The following is a 20439-nucleotide window of genomic DNA, read 5'->3' as shown; positions in this document are numbered from 1 at the left end:
GGCGTGGGCACTAGCGTCGCGTGACATGGATTCCCAGTCCGAACCTTCCGCCAGCCAGGTCACTCCGCCACTGCCCTCGCCCGCCGCCCCGGAGCGCCCTCGGGTGTGGACGGTGTTCCTCGCGTTCGGGCTCATGCTGGTGGCGCTCCTCGTGGGAGGCTCCATCTTCGCTGGCATCGCGATGGCCATGGAGATGGCCCGGACCGGCGTGAAGTCCCCGGACGCCGCGGCCCTCGCGGCCATGATGGAGCAGCTCAAGCTGTTGCCGTGGCTGCACGTGGCGGGCGTGATGCTGTCGAGCCTGACGGGGCTCGGCGTCGCGCTGCTGGGCGGGCGGCTGTCCCCGCGTCCACTGCGGGAGCGGCTGCGGCTGGAGCCGGGAGCCTCCCTGCCTGTCTGGGCGTGGGGGGCCGCGGTGGTGGGCTGCTTCGCGCTGGGGCAGGCCATGGAGAGCCTGACCGTGCTCACGGGCGTCTGGGATTGGACGTCGTCGCTGAAGGGCTTGCAGGTCACCAGTCAGGCGTCGCTGGGGACCTTCGCGCTGCTGATGTTCTTCGGCACGCTGGTCGCGGGCACGGGGGAGGAGCTGTTCTTCCGGGGCTATGTGCAGACGCGGCTGGTGGAGCGCTGGGGCCCGAAGGCCGGCATCGTGGGGGCCGCGACGCTCTTCGGCGTCATGCACATGGATCCCATCCACAGCCCCGTGGCGCTGGGGCTGGGCGTCTACCTGGGCTGGCTCGCGGAGCGCACCGGCAGCGTGCGCCTGTCCGTGGTCGTCCACATCCTCAACAACGCGACGTCCTTCCTCCTGACCCGCTTCGCGTCGTCCGCCACCGAGCTGTCGACCTCCATGCATGTGGCGCTGCTGGTCGTCTGCACCCTGCTGACGGTGGGCGCCGTGGCGGTGCTCAGGCCCGGCGGTGGTCGCGCCGGTACGCGCCTGGAGCACTCCCACCCCAGCGTTTGAAGGCCCGGTTGAACGAGGTCTCGCTCTGGTAGCCGCTGGCCGTCGCGACGTCGCTCAGCGGCAGCGTGCTCTCCCGCAGGAGCTGCGCGGCCTTCGTCATCCGCCACCGCGCCAGGTACTCCAGGGGCGGCTCTCCCACGAGCGCGTTGAAGCGCGCGGCGAAGCCGGACCGTGACAAGGCGACGGCCGTCGCGAGGCGCTCGACGGTCCAGGGCTCGGTGGGCCTTTCGTGGATGAGCGAGAGGGCCTTGGCAATCGGGGGATCCGCGAGCGCGCGCAGTCCGTGCTCCTGACACTGGTTTCCCGCGATGTGCGCACGGATGGCCTGCACCAGCAGGATGTCCGCGAGCCGGCTCATCACGACGGTCGCGCCAGGGCTGGACGAGGCGCTCTCCGCGATGAGCAACTGCACGGTCGACGCGAGCGAGGGCGTGGTCGCGGTGTCGTCCGCGGCGATGTGGATGAGGCGCGGAAGTGCATCGAACAACCGGGTGCTGGGCGAGACTTCGTGCCGGAAGGAGCTCGCGACCAGGGCCGTCCGGGCTCCGTCGCCCCCCACCCGGACCGAACCGATGCCCCGGGCTCGCTGGCACTCGCCCTGCCCGATGATGTGGATGGGGCTGCCTTCCGCATCGCGAAGCGTGTGCGCTCCACCATGTGGGAGCAGGGCCACGTCACCGGCCGACAGGGAGACCCCCTTCTCACCGCCCTCGACCTCCAGGAGCGCACCGCCTCGCGCGACGAGGACGATGTGCGCGCCAGGGCTCGAGGGGAACTGGATGCCCCAGGGCGCATGCAGCTCGAAGCGGCCATGCATGACGGTGGACAGCCGCATGGAGTCCAGCACGTCCGCCAGCACGTCCGCGAGCGCCTCCGGGAACTGCGCGTCCGGATGCGCTGGACGATCGGCTAATTCTTTTGGACTGGATGCCATGGCACGTCCATAGCGGCCCCTGCATTTTGTGGCCATGGCAAACACCTCGAAGCTCTTCTCCTCCTTCCGGTTGGGCCGTCTCGAACTGAAGAACCGGATGGTGATGGCGCCCATGACGCGAAGCCGGGCGCAGGGCGACGGCAACGTGCCCAACCCCCTGGCGGCGACCTATTACGCGCAGCGCGCCTCCGCGGGACTCATCATCAGCGAGGGGACCCAGGTCAGCCCCCAGGGCGTGGGGTACATCCGCACGCCCGGCATCCACTCACCCGAGCAGGTGGTGGGCTGGCGGGCGGTGACGGAGGCCGTCCATGCGGCGGGCGGGCGCATCTACGCCCAGTTGTGGCACGTCGGGCGCGTGTCGCATCCGGACTTCCATGACGGCCGGTTGCCGGTGGCGCCCTCCGCCATCGGGCATGATGGAGAGGTCTTCACGTTCAAGGGCCGCACGCGCACGGTGACGCCGCGAGCGCTCGAACTCGAGGAGATTCCCGGCGTCGTGGAGCAGTTCCGGCACGCCGCGGGTAACGCCCTGGAGGCGGGCTTCGACGGGGTCGAGCTGCATGGGGCCAACGGATACCTGTTGGATCAGTTCCTGCGAGATGGCTCCAACCAGCGCACCGATGCCTACGGCGGCAGCATCGAGAACCGGGCGCGCTTCCCGCTGGAGGTGGTCCGCGCGGTGGCGAGTGTCTGGGGGGCGGAGCGGGTGGGTTACCGGATCCTGCCGCAGTCGTTCGCCCCGGTGGGCATGAACGACTCAAACCCCGTCGAGACGTTCACCTACCTGGCGCGTGAGTTCGACCGCCTGGGGATTGGCTACCTGCACGTGTCCGAGGCGGTGTCTGGCCACATGGCGCCGGCACCGACCCCGGAGCAGCGCATCACGCCGCTGCTGCGCAAGGCCTATCAGGGCGCCCTCATCGTCAACGGCGGCTACGACGCACGGACCGGTGAGGCGGCGCTCGCCCGGGGAGAAGCGGACCTCGTCTCCTACGGCGTGCCGTTCCTCTCCAATCCCGACCTGCCGGAGCGCTACCGGCACGAATCGCCGCTCAACCCTCCGGACAACGCCACCTTCTACAGTGGCGAGGAGAAGGGCTACACGGACTACCCGGCGTTGCACTGAGGCAGGAGGCGGAACGTCATGACGAACCCGAAACAATCACAGACAGTGGAGCGCCGCCTGGGGCGGGTCATCGACCTGCCCGCGCCGATGCCGGGGCAGTTCGGGCCGGCGCACACGGTGGTGCCAGTCGTCTCACCGGAGGACTACGCCCTGTCGGATCCGTTCATCCTGTTGATGGACGACCGGATCAACGGCAAGCCCATCGGCGGGCCGCACCCGCACGCCGGCTTCGAAACGGTGACCCTCGTGGAGAAGGGCGGGATGGCCCACGACAGCGGGCGCCTGGGCGAGCGCGACGCGCAGTGGATGACGGCCGGCAGTGGGGTCATCCACGGCGAAGGGCTGGACTCCGCGGGCGAGGGGCGGATCCTCCAACTGTGGCTGACATTGCCAAAAGCACAGCGCTGGGTCCCCGCCAGCTACCAGGACCTTCCCTACGCGGAGCTTCCGGTCCGGCGCGAGTCCGGGGTGGAGGTCCGGCTGTACAGCGGCAGCTCGGGAGCGGTGCGGTCGCAGACGAAGAACTACGTGCCCGTCACCCTCGCGGAGTTCCAACTGGAGCCGGGCGCGAGCATCGAGCAGGACCTGCCCGCTTCGTACAACGGCTTCCTCTACGTCATGGAGGGAGAAGTCGCGGTGGGCCCGGAGGGCAGGGCGCTGCGGCCCGGACAGGTGGGCTGGTTGGACCGTCCGAAGGGCGGAGGGGACAGCTCGCTTCGCATCACCGGCACCACCCGGGCGCGAGCGCTGCTGTACGCCGGGCAGCCTCAGGGAGACCCGTTGGTCAGCCATGGCCCGTTCATCGGAGACACCCAGGCTGACATCCTGCGAGTGATGGGCGAATACCGCTCCGGTCGCTACTCGGCCCCGCCCCGGAGATAGCCCGCTCAGTGGACCCCCGGGCTCTGTGCGTCCCCGGTTGGATCCGCGGATGCATCCGGCCGCTCCGCCGCCAGCTTCGCGCGCATGGCGGTCACTACATTGGGGAAGTCCCCCGCCACGTCGAGCTTCTCCGCGGGGTCCCCCACCACGTCGAAGAGCTGCACCTTCACCCCCTCCGGCGTGGGCAGCTCCAGGAGCTTCCACCGTCCCAGGTACAGCCCCCGGTGCCGCGCGCGGAGCACGGTGCCTTCCCATTCAGGCTTGAGTGCAATCTGCCCCGTGTCCGGCTCCACCGTGGCCGTCTCGTAGATCCACGGATAGGGGATGCGCACGGTCTGGTATGGCTGCCCGTCGCGGTCGCTGAACCACAGGTCCGTCTCGATGAGCGCGGGCACATCCGGCAGCGGCCGGGGCTCCGGTCCGGGTTGGACCAGCGACGCGAGCGAGCGGCCCCGGAATGACTCCGGCGCGTCCACGCCCAGCAGCTCCAACAGCGTGGGCGCCACGTCCAGCGAACGCGCCCGCTGCGTCACCGCGCGCCCCGCCGCCACTCTTCCGGGCAGCCGCACCACGAAGGGGATGCGCAGGGCCGCGCGGCCCCACAGGTGGTCGCCGTGGCCCTGTCCCAGGCCCTCGTCCTCCAGGTGCTCGCCGTGGTCCGACAGCAGCACCACCAGCGTGTCGTCCCACCGCCCGCGCCGCTCCAGATCCTTGCACAGGCTCCCCACGAGTCCATCGAACGTGAGCACCCCCGCGTCGTAGTTCGCGCCCAGTGCCGCCACGTCCTCGGGCGTGGGCGCGGGCGCGTCCGGATCCACCTCCATCCGGGGCGTCGAACCGAAGCGCCACGGTCCCCGGTAGCCCCGCTCCACGAACCGGCCCTCCTGCGGCCACGGCGCGGCGTAGGGGAAGTGCGTGGACGACGCGAAGACCACCAGCGCGAACGGCGCGTCCTCCGGCAGGTCCTCCAGCACGTGGTGCACCCGAGCGCGCAAGGGGGCGGGGTCGGTCAGCTCCGGGAACTGGCCCCGCTCCGGAAACAGCCCCGGCGCCAGCGCCGTCCATGGCAGCAGCGCCACGTTGGTGATCAACATCCGCTGACGGATGAGGTCCGGGAAGCGGAAGTCCGGCGCGGACACCTGCTGGAAGCCGTACTCGAAGCGGGAGAAGTGGTCCCCCGCGTAGTCCGCCACCACCGCCGTGCGGTAGCCCTGCGCCGCCAGCACCGTGGCCAGCGTGGTGAACTTCGCCTCGCGCGCTTCGCGGCCCACCAGCGTATGCGTCACCGGGTGCTCGCCCGCCCACTGTGACGTCAGCAGCGTCGTCCACGACGGCGCGGTGCGCGGCACCTGCACCACCGTGTCGTCGAAGCGCGTGCCCTCGTCCATCAACCGGTCGATGTTCGGCGACGTGGCCCGCGAGTACCCGCTGCCCGACAGGTGGTCGGGCCTGAGCCCATCCGACGCGAGGATGAGCAGGTTCGGCCGCACCGGCGCCGCGCCCTCCACGTCGCGCCCTGCCCGCGTCAGCCCCAGGCCGGTGAAGCCCGCCACCACGACCGCCGCCGCCGTCCCGCCCATCACCCCGCGCCAGCGCGGCGTCGCGACCAGCGCTCGCGCCACCAGCGCCAACACGCTCAACACCGGCAGCACCAGCGCCGCCATGTACCAGCCCGACGGCTGCGTCCCGCTCACGCCCCGCAGCAGCGCGGCTGTCACCTCCGAGCGCGCATACAACGTCGCCGCGTACACGTGCGGATGCCGCGCCATGTCCCCCAGCACCAGCATCCCCTCCACCACCAGGCACCCCAGGCCGCTGCCCCAGAACACCGCGCGCCGGCTCCGCTGCGCGGCCCACAGGCCGGCACCCAAAAGCGCCCCCAGCACCAGGCCCACCGTGCAGTACGCCGCGAGCAACCGGGCCACCTGCCACAGCACCACGTCGCGCCACTCGGTCCACACCCAGTCGGTGACGATGCGGCTCTCGTTCCCTTGGTAACCCAGTTGCATGTTCAACAGGGCACACAGTGTGTAGAGCACCAGGAAGACGAGCAGGCCTGCCCGGCAGCCCAGCAGGAGGGCACGGGCGAGCGTCGGTGGACGGGCGGTGGTGGCGGGCATCCTGGGGCAGCGTGGGCACGAATCCCACGCCCGGCACCCCTGGCAGGGTGGGACGAGGGTCCGAATGCCCACGCCCGGACGGCGAGGAAGCTTCGATTCCGCTCCGGGTGTTTTCCCGGCCGGCCATCCGCTCCCCTGGACGTGGGAGGTCCTTCGAAAACCGCTGGCCCTGTCACTGGACTGGCGAGCAGGGGATGCGGGCTCTAGTGTTCAGGCGCCTTCTTCACTCCGGGAACCTGACGCTCATGTCCTTTACCCACCTTCACCTCCACACCCTCTATTCGCTGCTCGATGGGGCGATCCGGATGAAGGACCTCATCAAGACGGTGAAGGAGAAGGGCATGTCGAGCGTGGCCGTCACGGACCACGGCAACATGTTCGGCACCATCGACTTCTACAAGAAGGCGAAGGACGCGGGCATCAAGCCCATCCTCGGCCTGGAGGCCTACGTCGCGGGCCCCAAGGGGCGCGAGGACCGTTCAGAGAAGGTGGCCCACCACCTCATCCTCCTGGCGAAGAACGAGGAGGGCTACGCGAACCTGCGCTACCTGTCCTCCACCGCGTACATGAACGGGTTCTACTACCACCCGCGCATCGACAAGGAGGTGCTCGCCAAGCACAGCAAGGGCCTCTTCGGGCTCACCGCGTGCCTGGGCGGTGAAGTCACGAGCGCGTGCTTCCGCGGCGACATGGACCACGCCCGCCGCGCCGCCACCGAGTACAAGAACATCTTCGAGCCCGGGCAGTTCTTCCTGGAGATCCAATCCAACGGGATGCCCGAGCAGGACAAGGCGAACGAGAACCTCAAGCAGCTCTCGCGCGACATCGACGTCCCGCTCGTCGCCACCGCGGACGCGCACTACATCAAGCGCGAGGACGCCCGGGCGCATGAGCTGCTCATGTGCATCGCCAGCGGCAAGACGCTCGCGGACAGCAAGCGCCTGCGCCACTCCACCGACAAGCTCTACGTGACGAGCCCCACGGAGATGCTGGAGTTCTTCAAGGACATCCCCGAGGCGGTCCACAACACCCAGCGCATCGCCGAGCAGTGCAACGTGGAGCTGAAGCTGGGCAAGCCCATGCTCCCCACGTTCAAGGTGCCCGACAGCCACACCCCGGACTCCTTCATGGCGGAGCTGGCGTACGAAGGCCTGCGCCAGCGCTTCGACGAGCTCAAGCACCAGTACCCCATCGACCATCAGCAGTACAAAGACCGCCTCACCCTGGAGCTGGGCGTCATCCAGCGCATGGGCTTCAGCGGCTACTTCCTCATCGTCCAGGACTTCATCAACTGGGCGAAGAATCAGAACATCCCGGTGGGCCCGGGCCGAGGCTCCGGCGCAGGGTCGCTCGTGGCCTACGCGCTGCGCATCACCGACCTGGATCCCATCCCGTACAACCTCCTCTTCGAGCGCTTCCTCAATCCGGAGCGCGTGTCGATGCCGGACTTCGATATCGACTTCTGCCAGGACCGGCGCGACGAGGTCATCAAGTACGTGGGCCGCAAGTACGGCGAGATGAACGTGGGGCAGATCATCACGTTCGGTTCGCTCAAGGCCAAGAGCGTGCTGCGCGACGTGTGCCGCGTCTTCGGCCTGCCCTTCAGCGAAGGCGACCGCATCGCGAAGCTCGTGCCCGAAGTGCTCAACATCTCCCTGAAGGAGGCCATCGAAATGGAGCCTCGCCTCAAGGAGATGATTGAAAAGCCCACCAACATCGGTGAGGTGGAGGGCAACCCCGTCACCACCAAGGACGTGCTGGAGATTGCCCTCGCGCTGGAGGGCCTGCACCGCCAGCCGGGCATGCACGCCGCGGGCGTCGTCATCGCCGACAAGCCGCTGTGGGAGTTCGTGCCGGTGTACTCGCCCCCGGGCGAGAAGATCCTCATCACCCAGTTCGCCAAGGACGAGGTGGAGGCCGCGGGCCTGGTGAAGTTCGACTTCCTGGGCCTGAAGACGCTCACCGTCATCCAGCACGCGCTGGACCTGGTGAACCGCAACCACGGCAAGGACATCAAGCGGCACGAGATCCCGCTCACCGATGACAGCATGTGGGCGCTGATGGCCAAGGGCGACACGGCCGGCGTCTTCCAGATGGAGTCCAGCGGCTTCACCGAAATGGTGATGAAGCTCAAGCCGTCCTGCTTCGAAGACGTCATCGCCGCGGGCGCGCTCTACCGCCCGGGTCCGCTGGACGCCGGCATGGTGGACGTCTTCATCAACCGCAAGCACGGCCGGGAGAAGGTGTCGTATCCGCACCCGAACCTGGAGCCCGTCCTCAAGGACACCTACGGCGTCATCGTGTACCAGGAGCAGGTGATGCAGATTTCGCAGGTCCTGGGTGGCTACACCCTGGGCCGCGCGGACCTGCTTCGCCGCGCCATGGGCAAGAAGAAGGCCGAGGTCATGCAAGCCGAGCGCGCCGGCTTCATGGAAGGCTGCAAGACCAACAACGTGGACCTGAAGGTCGCGGGCGAAATCTTCGACCTGATGGAGAAGTTCGCCGAGTACGGCTTCAACAAGAGCCACTCCGCGGCGTACGGCCTGGTCACCATCCACACGGCGTGGCTCAAGGCCCACTACCCGTGCGAATTCATGGCCGCCCTTCTCACCAGCGAGAAGGACAACACCGACAAGGTGGTGAAGCACATCGGCGAGGCCCGCGAGTCGGGCACGCAGGTGCTGCCGCCGGACGTGAACCAGTCCGACCTCGCGTTCGGCGCGGTGGAGGGGAAGATCCGCTTCGGACTGGGCGCCATCAAGGGCGTGGGCGAGGGCGCCATCGAGTCCATCCTGGAGGCGCGCAAGGAAGGCCCCTTCAAGAGCCTCTTCGACTTCTGCGAGCGCGTGGACGGCCGCCGCGTCAACCGCAAGGTGCTCGAAGCGCTGGTGAAGGCAGGCGCCTTCGACTTCGAGAAGCGCCCCCGCGCGCAGCTCTTTGAAACCATCGAGCGCGCGATGAACCGCGGCTCCGCCAGCCAGAAGGACCGCGCCGCCGGCCAGAGCTCGCTGTTCGGGATGCTCTCCGGCCCGGCCACCGCTGGCACCGGCCTCAAGGACGACTACGCGGCGGTGGAGGAGTGGCCGGAGAAGGAGCGCCTGGCCTTCGAGAAGGAGTCCATCGGCTTCTACGTGTCCGGCCACCCGCTGTACCAGTACGAGAAGGAACTGAAGCGCTACGCGCGGCCCATCACCGCGGTGCAGCGCGCGCGCCGCGACGAGAAGCTCACCGTGGCGGGCATCATCACCGTGCTGCGCGAGCGCCCCACCAAGACGGGCAAGCGCATGGCGTGGGTGACCATTGAAGACCTGTCCGGCTCCACGGAGCTGGTGTGCTTCCCGGGCAAGGACGGCACGCGCAACGTGATGGGCAAGGACGGCAAGTGGTCCAAGCAGGGCCCCAAGCCGGGCTACGAGCAGTGGGAGCACCTGCTCAAGTCGGATGACCCCATCCTGGTGACAGGCACCGTCCAGATCTCCCAGCGCGACGAGAACACGCCCACCGCCGAACTCATCGTCGACGACATCCAGAGCCTCAAGTCCGTGCGCGAGAAGCGCACCAAGCGGCTGGAATTGCGCCTGCCCGCGGACATCGTCACCGAGGAGCGGCTGGCGAAGCTCAACGAGCTGGCGAAGAAGTACGCCGGCGCGACGCCGGTCGCCGTGAGCGTCCTGTTCCCGGGGGAGGCAGAGGCGCACATCTCCGGCACCACGCTCAGGGTGCAGGTGAATGATGACTTGCTGCTCGCGGTGGACCGGCTCTTCGGGCAGAAGGTCGTGGAGTTCGGCTGATTTGAAAGAAGGAGCGACTCCATGGCGGATGGCGTGTTCAAGGACGGGCTGCTCAAGGGCAAGACGGCCTTCATCTCCGGTGGCAGCAGTGGCATCAACCTGGGCATCGCCACCGCGTTCGTGAAAGCGGGCGCCAAGGTGGCCATCAATGGCCGCAACGTGGAGAAGCTGGAGGGCGCGGTGAAGGGCCTCCAGGCCCACGGCACCGCCATGGGCGTGGCCGCCGACGTGCGCGACTACGCGTCCGTGGAGAAGGCCCTCCAGCAGGTGAAGGACGCGTACGGCGAAATCGACGTGCTGGTGTGCGGCGCCGCCGGCAACTTCCCCGCGCCCGCGCTGGGCATGTCCTCCAACGGCTTCAAGGCGGTGATGGACATTGACGTGCTGGGCACGTTCAACGTGTCGCGCGCCGCCTTTGAACACCTGCGCAAGCCGGGCGCGTCCGTCATCACCATCTCCGCGCCCCAGGCGTACCTGCCCATGGCCATGCAGGCCCACGTGTGCGCCGCCAAGGCCGGCGTGGACATGCTCACCCGCGTGCTCGCCATCGAGTGGGGCGGCGCGGGCGTGCGCGTCAATGCCATCACCCCCGGCCCCATCGAAGGGACCGAAGGCATGAGCCGACTCGCGCCTTCCGAGGATTCACGGCAAAAGCTCGCGGAGGCCCTGCCGCTGCAGCGCTTCGGCACCCCGGAGGACATCTCCCGGCTGGCCCTCTTCCTGTCCTCGGACGCGGCCTCCTTCATCACCGGGGCCATCATGGTGTGCGACGGCGGCCAGTCCCTGCTGGGCGGCGCCGCGCTCCTCCAGGCGATGAACGGCTGATCATTCAGTTGAGCTGCAATGTTCCGGCCCTGCTTTCGTGGGGTCGGGGGAGGTCTGCTAGAAAGCAGTGCAACCCCGCGCAGGCAGTCGCTGCCGCGCGGGGGCGCCCCGCTGGACGGAGACCTCCATGTCCCCACGTTTTGAACTGCTCGCCCGCTGTCTGGGTTTGAGCGTGCTGTGTCTAGGCCTGTCGCTGGGCTGTAGCGATTCTGGAACGCCTCCGACGCCTCCGCCCCCGGTGGAGGGCGTGATTGACGCGGCGGCCTCCACGGTGGCGGTGGACCGGCCCACGGGGGTGCTCGCGAACGGCCAGGACGCGGCCTCCGTCACGGTGACGGTGGTGCGCAAGGACGGCTCGCGGATGTCCGGGCGGGCGGTGACGGTGACGGTGGCGGGGGAGGGTGGCTCCGTCGTGGCCCAGCCGGAGCCGACGGGGCTCAACGGTGAAACCGTCGCGAAGGTGACGTCGACGGCGACGGGCGTGAAGACGGTGACGGCGTCGGTGAAGGACGTGGACGGAAAGGCGGTGGCGCTCACCGCCGTCGCCACGGTGGCGTTCATCGACCCCACGGCCACGCGGCTCGCGTTCAAGCAGTCCATCCCGGATGGCGTGGCGGGCGTCGCGTTGGGCGGCCTGGAGGTGGTCCTCCAGGATGCCAACGGGCAGCCCATCCTGGACGGCACGGCGGAGGTGACGTTGTCGCTGGGCTCCGGGGGCGTCGTCTTCCCGGAGGGCCTGCTGACGGTGACGGCGGTGAACGGCGTGGCGACGTTCCCGGACGTGGTGCTGAAGCGGGCGGGCGCCAACTACCACTTCATCGCGAGCGCCCCCGGCTTCGAGCCGGCCGCGAGCACCTTCTTCAAGGTGGTCCCCAACGTCCCGGCGGCCCTGGCCTACAACACGCTGCTGGAGTCCGTGGTGGCGGGCGTGGCGCAGGACCTCCAGGTGACGGTGCAGGACGCGTACTTCAACACGGTGACGGACTACACGGGCACGGTGACGCTGACGTCCACGGACTCCGCCGCGACCCTTCCCGCGGCCCATGCGTACACGGCGGCGGACCAGGGGCAGCACACGTTCGCGGGCATCACCTTCCGGACCGCCGGAAGCCAGCGGTTGATGATTGACGACGGCACGAGCGCCATCGCGTTCACCCTGCCGGTGGACGTGGTCGCCGGGCCGCCCGCGCTCCTCGTCTTCACGGAGCAGCCCACGCGCGTGTCGACGCGTGAATCCCTGGGCACCGTGCGGGTTCAGCTGAAGGACGCCTTCGGCAACGTGGCCAGGGTGGGCGCGCCGACGGTGAAGCTGTCGCTGCCGCAGGCGGGCTTCACGCTGTCGGGCACGTTGGAGGCGGAGCCGGTGGAGGGCGTCGCGACGTTCACGACGCTGAGCGTGGCGGGCCATGGCACCACGCACCTGGTCGCCTTCGCGGACGGGTTGCCGGATGCGAGCAGCGCCGACATCAATGTGGTGGACGATGTGCCGCCCGCGAAGCCGGTGCTGACGCAGACGGCGGCGACGGAGACGGGCCTCACGGTGCAGTGGACGGGCGTGGGCGACGACGGCACCGAGGGGGCGCTGACGTCGCAGGAGCTGCGCTACGCCACGGCCCCCATCACCACGGACGCGGACTTCGCGGCGGGCACGTTGGTGGCCATTGGCAGCCCGGTGCCTCCGGGCTCGGTGCAGTCCGCGACGCTGACGGGGCTCGCGGCGGGCGCCACGTACCACGTGGCACTGAAGGCGACGGACAACCAGGGCAACTCCACGCGGTCCGACAGCCTGGCGGTGTCCACGGCGGATCCGCAGGTGACGCAGCTGGCGTTCGCGCAGCAGCCGGCGGACGGCACGGCGGGCACGGCGCTCGCGGAAGTGCGCGTGGCGCTGCAGGACGCGCGCGGGGATGTCGTCCCCACGGCGACCACCGCGGTGACGCTGACGCTGGTGGGGCAGCCCTCCTTCGCGGCGGTGACGGTGGAGGCGGTCAACGGCGTGGCCACCTTCCAGGGCCTGCGCGTGGACACGGCGGACACGTTCAAGTTCATCGCCACGGCGGGGTCGCTCAGCCAGACGAGCAATGCCTTCACCGTGCGCGCGGGAGCGGCGGCGGAATTGGTGCTGTCGAACTTCAACGACCCGATTGACGCAGGCAGCGCGGTCGAGTTCAGCGTGGCGCTGACGGACGCGTTCGGCAATCTGGTGCGGGACTACACCGGCACGGTGCACTTCACGTCCACGGATGCGCAGGCGGTGCTGCCCCCGGATGCGACCTTCACGGCGGCGGACCAGGGCCAGAAGCTCTTCACGGGCCTGGTGTTCAAGACGGCGGGGACGCAGTCGCTCACCGCCACGGACACCGCCACGCCGGCTCTCACCGCCACGGTGGACGCCGATGTGCGCTCCACGTCGGCCGTGTCCTTCCAGGTCATCGCGGAGGCCGGCCCGTTCGTCGCGGGCAGCTCGCTGAGCTACGAACTGGTGGCGCGGGACACCTACGGCAACGTCGCGAAGGACTACGCCTCCACGGTGACGTTCACGTCCTCGGACGGCCAGGCGGTGCTGCCCGGCGCCTACACGTTCACGCTGGTGGACGAGGGTCGGCACACGTTCAGCGTGGAGCTGTTCACCGCTGGAGCTCAGGAGGTCGTCGCGCAGGACGTGGTGGATGGCGCGCTGAAGGGCTCGCACACCTATTCCATCGTGCCGGCGGCCATCGACACGCTGGTGTTCATCTCCGCGCCCACCATGGGTTCGGTGCGGCAGGCGCTGGCGGACGTGCAGGTGGCGCTGCGGGACGCGTATGGCAACGACGTCAATGACATCCCGACGGACGTGACGCTGGCGCTCGCGGGCGGCAGCTTCTCCCAGGCCAACCCCACGAGCACCACCGTGGATGGCGTAGCGACCTTCGCGGGCCTCATCGTGAACGACGAGGGCACGTATCAATTCGAGGCCGACGCGGACGCCCTGGCGGTCTCTACGTCCGCGGACCTGATCATCACCGACGCGGTGGCTCCGGCCATCGCGCAGGGCTTCGCGGCGACCGCGCCGTCCGCCTCCAGCATCCGCCTGGACTGGGCGGCCCCGGGCGACGACGGCGACCTGGGCACGGCGACGCGCTACGAGCTGCGCTACGCCACGGCGGCCATCACCGACGCGACGTTCGACGCGGCCACGGAGGCGACGGGCGTGTCCTCGCCCCAGGCACCGGGCACGGCGGAGTCCTTCACCGTCACCGGCCTGGATGCGGCGACGACGTACTTCTTCGCGCTGAAGACGTTCGACGGGGCGGGCAATGGCAGCGCGCTCGCCACCGCGAGCATCGGCACCACCAACCCGTGCGACGGCTTCGTGTGCACGCCGCCGTCTCCGGCCTGCGCGGAGGACGGCACGTCGCTGGAGGTCTACACGTCGGTGTGCGTGGTGGTGTCGGGCACGCCGACCTGCCAGGACGGCGAGATGGAGCTCCAGGCCTGCCCCGGCGCGGATGCCGTCTGTCACGCGGCGGCATGCGCCACGGCGCCGCATCCGGGCGCGGGCGAGCTGGCCCTGTCGGAGGTGATGCACTCGCCGTCCGCCGGGACGACCGAATACATGGAGCTGACCAACACCAGCACGAAGCTGCTCAACCTGGACGGCATGACGGTGACCCACGTGGACGGCGTGGGCACGAGCACGTCCATCACGGTGAATCATGGCCACGGGCTGCTGGTCGATCCCGGCGCCCGGGTGGTGCTCGCCCAGAACGGGAACCCGACGACGAACGGGGGCGTGTTCGTGAACCACGCGTACGGCATCCCCTCCTTGAGCCTGGACAACACCGGCTCCATCACCTTCAAGCAGGGCCCGACGACGGTCACGAGCCTGAGCTACACGAACGCCTTCCCGCGGACGACCGGCCGAGCGATGAGCCTCGCGTCCAGCATCGTGGGCACGGAGGGCAGCGCCCGGCCCTGGTACTGGTGTGATTCATCCGGAAGCCTGGAGGGCGGTGACCGGGGCACGCCGGGTCAGGCCAACGACGACTGCGGGCTGAACGTCGAGAAGCCGCTGAACTACTGCGCCATCCAGTACCCGAAGACGTTCCCGTCCGGCACCGACTACCCGGCGAGCATCGCTCCCAACGTCGCCTACGACATCTTCAGCCAGTTCTACAGCTTCGACGTCACCACCCGGAACCAGAACGGCAACGACTTCTACCCGCGCATCGAGGCGCAACTGGGTTACGGCACGGACGCGGCCAACCCCGCGGGCTGGACCTGGACGTCCGCGACCCCCAACGCGGGCTACGCGCCGTCGAGCTCCAACAACGACGAGATGAAGGCTTCGCTGAGCATCCCCACGGCTGGGACGTACAGCTACGGCTTCCGCTACCGGTTCACGGACGCGGGGGCGCCGTGGGTGTACTGCGATCAGAGCGGTATCGCCGTGCCGCCGGCTGGCAACTATGGCTCGGTGACGGTGGCGCCCGTGGTGAAGCCGCCGCTGACGAACCACGTGGTCATCAGCGAGTTCAGCGGGGGCAATGGCTCAGGGACGGCCGCGACGGACGAGTTCATCGAGCTCTACAACCCGACGAACGCGGACGTGGACCTGTCCAACTGGCAGGTCAGCTACAAGTCGGCCACCGGGACCCTTTGGAGCGCCACCGTCACCATTCCGGCCGGGAAGGTCATTCGCGCCCACGGATACTTCCTCCTGGCTGGGGCGAACTACAGCGGCGGTAGCGTGGCCGCCGCGGATGTCCCGTACACCTTCGACACCTCCGCCTCCACGACGGCTGGCGGCCACATCCGCGTCCAGCGCCTCGTGAGCGGGACGTACGTGGACGTGGACAAGCTGGGGTACGGCACCGGGAATTCCCCCGAAGGCACCGCGGCCCCCAGCCATCCGGCGGTGGGTGGCAGCCTGGAGCGCAAGGCCGTGTCCACGTCCTCCTCCACCGCGATGGGCGTGGGCGGTACGGACGCCGCGCGCGGCAACGGGCAGGACACGGACAACAACTCCGTGGACTTCGTGACCCGCGCGATACGGCAGCCGCAGAGCTCCGCGAGCCCGCTCGAGTTCTACTGAAGCCTTCGCCTTGACCCCGCAGTCTCAGGAGGCCGCTCACGGCACCACGCCGGGGCGGCCTCCGCCGTTTCAATGTCTCCGAGTCCCGCCCGACTGTCCGGTCCCCGAAGGAGCAGGGCAGGGGAGGGCCACCCGCGCCCGACAAAGGGGCCGCCGCCCTCACACGGATGCTGCCCGGGCGTGCGGGGCGCATTAGCTTTGGGACCTCTTCAGAGGAGCCCTGCCCGTGTCCGAGCCCCTGGTCCCCGATGCCGCCCGCCATGTCACCTGCCCGCCGGAGGACTTCCGCCGCGCGAGCGAGGAAGCCCTGACCCGCGCTCGCGCCGGCATCGCGCGCCTCAAGTCCCTGCCCGCGAAGACGCCTCCGCGCGAGGTGCTGGAGCTGTACGACGAGTCCTCCGCCACGCTCGACGACGCCTCCGCGCGCGCCAGCGTCGTGCGCCACACCCACCCGGAAGCGGCCCTGCGCGAAGCGGCGGAGGCCGCCGAGCAGTCCATCGAGAACCTCTCCAACGAGATCCGCATGGACCGGGGCGTCTACGACGTCCTCTCCGCCGTGGACCTGTCCGGACAGGACGCGGCCACGCGCAAGTGGATGGAGAAGGTGCTGCGCGACTTCCGCCGCGCTGGCGTGGACCGCGACGAGGCCACCCGCGAGAAGGTGAAGGCGCTCCAGGAGGAGCTCATCCGCATCGGCCAGGAGTTCAGCCGCAACATCAGCCAGGACACCCGCACGGTGTCGCTGCCCCCGTCCGCGCTGGACGGCTTGCCGGAGGACTACGCGCGCGCGCACGCTCCGGGCCCGGACGGCCAGGTGCGCATCTCCACCGACTACCCGGACCTCGTGCCCTTCCTCACCTACGCGCGCGACGGCAAGGCCCGCGAGCAGCTCTGGCGCGCCAACCGCCAGCGCGGCCATCCCGCCAACGTGGACGTGCTGGGCCGGCTCGTCGCCCGCCGCCATGAGCTGGCCACGCTGCTGGGCTATCCGCACTGGGCCGCCTACGCCACCGAGGACAAGATGGTGCGCACCGCGGACGCCGCGCGGGACTTCATCCAGAAGATCTCCACCGCCTCGGAAAGCCGCATGAAGAGCGACTACCAGGTGCTGCTGGAGCGCAAGAAGAAGGACGACCCGAAGGCCACCCAGGTGGAGCCCTGGGACTCCGGCTACCTGGATGACCGCGTGAAGGCGGAGCAGTACGCCTTCGACTCGCAGACGGTGCGCCCCTACTTCGAATACACGCGCGTGAAGCAGGGCGTCCTGGACCTCACCGCGCGCCTCTTCGGCGTCACCTACCGCCCGGTGAAGGACGTGCCGGTGTGGCACCCGGACGTGGAAGTGTTCGACGTCTACGAAGGCGCCACGCTCAAGGGCCGCTTCTTCCTGGACATGCATCCGCGCGCGGACAAGTACAAGCACGCGGCCCAGTTCACGCTGACCAGTGGCAAGTCCGGACACCGCCTGCCGGAAGGCGCGCTCATCTGCAACTTCCCCAAGCCTGGCGCGGAGCCCGCGCTGATGCAGCACGGCGACGTGGAGACGTTCTTCCACGAGTTCGGCCACCTCCTGCACCACATCTTCGGCGGCCACACGCACTGGGCCGGCCTGTCCGGCGTGCGCACCGAATGGGACTTCGTGGAGGCCCCGTCGCAGATGCTGGAGGAGTGGGCGCGCGACGTGACGTGCCTGCAGACCTTCGCGAAGCACTACCAGACGGGGGAAGCGCTGCCCGCGGAGCTGGTGGAGCGCATGTTGCGCGCGGACGAGTTCGGCAAGGGGCTCTTCGTGCGCCAGCAGATGTTCTACGCGGCGCTCAGCCTGGAGCTCTACCGGCGCGACCCGAAGGGCCTGGACGCCACCGCGCTCGTGCGCGAACTGCAGGGCCAGTACATCCCCTTCCCGTACCTGGAGGGGACGTACTTCCACCTCACCTTCGGGCACCTGGATGGGTACTCGTCCAACTACTACACGTACATGTGGTCGCTCGTCATCGCGAAGGACCTCTTCACGGTGTTCCAGAAGCAGGGCCTGCTCAACCCCGCCCCCGCGCAGGCGTACCGGCGCGCGGTGCTGGAGCCGGGCGGCTCCGATGACGCCGCGCGCCTGGTGAATCACTTCCTGGGCCGCGACTACGACTTCCGCGCCTACGAGGCCTGGCTCAACAAGGCCGCGTAGCCGCGGGCTGCATGGGGCGGGCGGCCAGGAGAGGCCGCCCGCGCCCGGTGCTTCAGGGCGTCACTCCACCCGCGTCTGCTTCACGTTCCAGATCTCCTCCGCGTACTGCTTGATGGTGCGGTCGGAGGAGAAGATGCCCGCGCGGGCCACGTTGATGATGCACTTCTTCGACCAGCTCTCCGGGTCCTGGTACGCGCGCACGACCTCTTCCTGCTTGGAGCTGTACGCGGCGAAGTCCGCCAGCACGAGGTAGCGGTCCTCGTCCAGCAGGCTGTCCACCAGCGGCTGGAAGAGGTTGCGGTCCTCGGGGGAGAAGAAGCCGGAGCGGATGAGGTCCAACGCCTCGCGCAGCTCCGTGTTGGACTCGTACACCTCGCGCGGCCGGTAGCCGGCCTTCTTGCGCGCGATGACCTCGTCCGCGGTGAGGCCGAAGAGGAAGAAGTTCTCGTCGCCCACTGCCTCGCGGATCTCCACGTTGGCGCCGTCCAGCGTGCCCAGCGTCAGCGCGCCGTTCAGCATCAGCTTCATGTTGCCCGTGCCGGAGGCCTCCCAGCCCGCCGTCGAAATCTGCTCGGACACGTCCGCCGCCGGGATGATGCGCTCCGCGAGGCTCACCCGGTAGTTGGGCACGAACACCACCTGCAACCCCGTGGTGCCCGCGTCGCTGTTGACCACCTCCGCGATGCCGTTGATGAGCCGGATGGTCAGCTTCGCCAGGTGGTAGCCCGGGGCCGCCTTCGCGCCGAAGAGGAACGCGCGCGGGTGCACGACGCTGGCCGGCTCCCGGCGCGCCTTCATCCACAGCGCCACGATGTGGATGGCGTCCAAGAGCTGCCGCTTGTACTCGTGCAGGCGCTTGATCTGCACGTCGAAGATGGCGTCCGGGTTGAGCTGCACCCAACGCAGGTCACGCACGTGGTTGGCCAGGTCCACCTTGTTCGCGCGCTTCACCTCGCGGAACGCCTTGCGGAACTCCGGGTCCTCCGCGTGCGCCTCCAGCTTCGTCAGCTGGTCCAGGTCCGTGGCCCACCCCTCACCGATGCGGCTGGTGATGAGCTTGGACAGGCGCGGGTTGCACCACGCCAGCCACCGGCGCGGCGTCACGCCGTTCGTCTTGTTGTTGAAGCGCTCCGGATACATCGTCGCGAAGTCCGGCAGCACGTCGCGGCGAAGCAGGTCCGTGTGCAGCGCGGCGACGCCGTTGATGCTGTGGCTGCCCACGACGGCCAGGTGGGCCATGCGGATCTTCTTCTCCGGGCCCTCCTCCACCAGGCTCATCCGCTGCTGCTTCTCCACGTCGAACGGGTAGCGGATCTGCACCTGACGCATGAAGCGCTGGTTGATCTCGAAGATGATCTCCAGGTGGCGCGGCAGCAGGCGCTCGAACAGCGACACCGGCCAGCGCTCCATCGCCTCCGCGAGCAGCGTGTGGTTGGTGTAGCCGAACGTCTCCTGGGTGATGGACCACGCCTCGTCCCAGAGCAGCTGCTTCTCATCCACCAGCACGCGCATCAGCTCCGCCACGCCGATGGCCGGGTGCGTGTCGTTGAGCTGGATGGCGACCTTGCGGGAGAAGTCGCGGAAGTCGCTGTGGTTCTTCAGGTAGCGCCGGACGATGTCCGCGATGGAGCACGCCACGAAGAAGTACTGCTGCTTCAGGCGCAGCTCCTTGCCGGCCTGGAACGCGTCGTTGGGGTAGAGGACCTTGGAGATGACCTCCGAGTCGTTCTTCTCCACCACCGACCGCTCGTAGTCGCCCGCGTTGAACAAGAGCAGGTCGAACTCGGCGCTCGCGCGCGCCTGCCACAGCCGCAGCGTGTTGACCGTGTTGTTGCCGTAGCCCGCGATCGGCGTGTCATACGGCACGCCAATGACGGTCTTTCCGCCCACCCAGCGCGCCACCGGCCGGCCATCCGGGCCCTGGTGGTGCTCCACGCGCCCGAAGAAGCGCACCGGCACGGCCTTCTCCGGCCGCACGATCTCCCACGGGTTGCCGAACTTCAGCCACTCGTCCGCGCGCTCCACCTGGTGACCCTCCACCAGGTCCTGGGAGAAGATGCCGAACTCGTAGCGGATGCCGTAGCCCATGCCCGGGTAGCCGAGCGTCGCCAGCGAATCCAGGAAGCACGCCGCCAGCCGTCCCAGGCCGCCGTTGCCCAGGCCCGCGTCCGGCTCCATCTCCAGGAGCTGCGTCAGGTCCACGCCGACCTCCTGCATGGCGGCGGCGGCGGCCTCGTACATGTTGAGGTTGAGCAGGTTGTTGCCCAGCGCGCGGCCCAGCAGGTACTCGGCGGACAGGTAGTAGGCGCGCTTGACGTCCTGCTCGTAGTAGGTGCGCGCCGTCTTCACCCAGCGGTCGGTGAGGCGGTCGCGCACGGCCAGCGACAGGGCCATGAAGCGGTCATGCGGGGTGGCCGTCTCCGGGTTCTTGCCGCGCGAATAACGCACGTGTTCGAAGAAGCCGCGACGGACGCTGGCCGCGTCGAGTCCGGTGCGGCCGCTGTCTTCGGGCGTACCCGAGGTGGAGGGCGGGGG

Annotated in this window: 10 protein-coding genes; 7 read left to right on the top strand and 3 right to left on the bottom strand. The window is 69.1% G+C overall.

The features are described from left to right. Window positions 1-25: 25 nt before the first annotated feature. A complete protein-coding gene (locus D7X74_RS09800) occupies window positions 26-967 on the top strand; it encodes a CPBP family intramembrane glutamic endopeptidase (protein WP_158622203.1) in 942 nt (313 codons plus the stop codon). Here D7X74_RS09800 and D7X74_RS09795 read toward each other — a convergent pair. Continuing rightward, on the bottom strand, window positions 909-1901 hold the full coding sequence (locus tag D7X74_RS09795) for an AraC family transcriptional regulator (RefSeq protein WP_120532661.1): 993 nt from the start codon (window positions 1899-1901) through the stop codon (window positions 909-911). The two genes, D7X74_RS09800 and D7X74_RS09795, sit on opposite strands and share 59 nt — an antisense overlap. A gap of 34 nt (window positions 1902-1935) precedes the next feature. On the opposite strand from D7X74_RS09795, the gene D7X74_RS09790 reads away from it, so the two are divergent. Beyond that, entirely contained in the window at window positions 1936-3030 is a 1095-nt protein-coding gene (locus tag D7X74_RS09790) for an alkene reductase (RefSeq protein WP_120532680.1), read from the top strand. A gap of 18 nt (window positions 3031-3048) precedes the next feature. Then, entirely contained in the window at window positions 3049-3912 is an 864-nt protein-coding gene (locus tag D7X74_RS09785) for a pirin family protein (RefSeq protein WP_120532660.1), read from the top strand. Between the two features lie 5 nt (window positions 3913-3917). Here D7X74_RS09785 and D7X74_RS09780 read toward each other — a convergent pair whose 3' ends face one another. Beyond that, the gene (locus tag D7X74_RS09780) at window positions 3918-6032 is read right to left on the bottom strand and encodes a sulfatase (protein ID WP_120532659.1); all 2115 of its coding nucleotides are present in this window, start codon (window positions 6030-6032) and stop codon (window positions 3918-3920) included. Between the two features lie 245 nt (window positions 6033-6277). Between D7X74_RS09780 and dnaE the strand changes: the two genes are divergently transcribed. The 4 genes from dnaE (at window position 6278) to D7X74_RS09760 (ending at window position 17904) form a co-directional block, all read left to right on the top strand. Next, window positions 6278-9823 carry a DNA polymerase III subunit alpha gene (gene dnaE / locus D7X74_RS09775; protein ID WP_120532658.1) on the top strand — a complete coding sequence of 1182 codons (3546 nt, stop codon included), beginning with the start codon at window positions 6278-6280 and terminating at the stop codon, window positions 9821-9823. A gap of 21 nt (window positions 9824-9844) precedes the next feature. Continuing rightward, complete coding sequence (locus tag D7X74_RS09770) at window positions 9845-10648, top strand: SDR family oxidoreductase (protein ID WP_120532657.1); 804 nt, start codon at window positions 9845-9847, stop codon at window positions 10646-10648. A gap of 127 nt (window positions 10649-10775) precedes the next feature. Continuing rightward, entirely contained in the window at window positions 10776-15725 is a 4950-nt protein-coding gene (locus D7X74_RS09765) for a lamin tail domain-containing protein (RefSeq protein ID WP_147446525.1), read from the top strand. A 226-nt stretch (window positions 15726-15951) separates the two neighbouring features. Next, a complete protein-coding gene (locus D7X74_RS09760) occupies window positions 15952-17904 on the top strand; it encodes a M3 family metallopeptidase (RefSeq protein ID WP_120532655.1) in 1953 nt (650 codons plus the stop codon). A gap of 60 nt (window positions 17905-17964) precedes the next feature. Here D7X74_RS09760 and D7X74_RS09755 read toward each other — a convergent pair. Beyond that, the coding region (locus D7X74_RS09755) for a glycogen/starch/alpha-glucan phosphorylase (protein WP_147446524.1) at window positions 17965-20439 on the bottom strand (2475 nt) is incomplete at its 5' end.

Source organism: Corallococcus sp. CA047B (genome assembly GCF_003612065.1).
In the GTDB taxonomy this organism is placed as follows: domain Bacteria; phylum Myxococcota; class Myxococcia; order Myxococcales; family Myxococcaceae; genus Corallococcus; species Corallococcus praedator.
The sequence above is the reverse complement of the archived record's forward strand: the minus strand, read 5'-3'. Positions and strand labels throughout refer to the sequence as shown.

What these genes read in the sequence shown, in the direction of transcription:
- D7X74_RS09800 (WP_158622203.1), top strand. Translation starts at nt 26, where the DNA reads ATGGATTCCCAGTCCGAACCTTCCGCCAGCCAGGTCACTCCGCCACTG.
- D7X74_RS09795 (WP_120532661.1), bottom strand. Translation starts at nt 1,901, where the DNA reads ATGGCATCCAGTCCAAAAGAATTAGCCGATCGTCCAGCGCATCCGGAC.
- D7X74_RS09790 (WP_120532680.1), top strand. Translation starts at nt 1,936, where the DNA reads ATGGCAAACACCTCGAAGCTCTTCTCCTCCTTCCGGTTGGGCCGTCTC.
- D7X74_RS09785 (WP_120532660.1), top strand. Translation starts at nt 3,049, where the DNA reads ATGACGAACCCGAAACAATCACAGACAGTGGAGCGCCGCCTGGGGCGG.
- D7X74_RS09780 (WP_120532659.1), bottom strand. Translation starts at nt 6,032, where the DNA reads ATGCCCGCCACCACCGCCCGTCCACCGACGCTCGCCCGTGCCCTCCTG.
- dnaE (WP_120532658.1), top strand. Translation starts at nt 6,278, where the DNA reads ATGTCCTTTACCCACCTTCACCTCCACACCCTCTATTCGCTGCTCGAT.
- D7X74_RS09770 (WP_120532657.1), top strand. Translation starts at nt 9,845, where the DNA reads ATGGCGGATGGCGTGTTCAAGGACGGGCTGCTCAAGGGCAAGACGGCC.
- D7X74_RS09765 (WP_147446525.1), top strand. Translation starts at nt 10,776, where the DNA reads ATGTCCCCACGTTTTGAACTGCTCGCCCGCTGTCTGGGTTTGAGCGTG.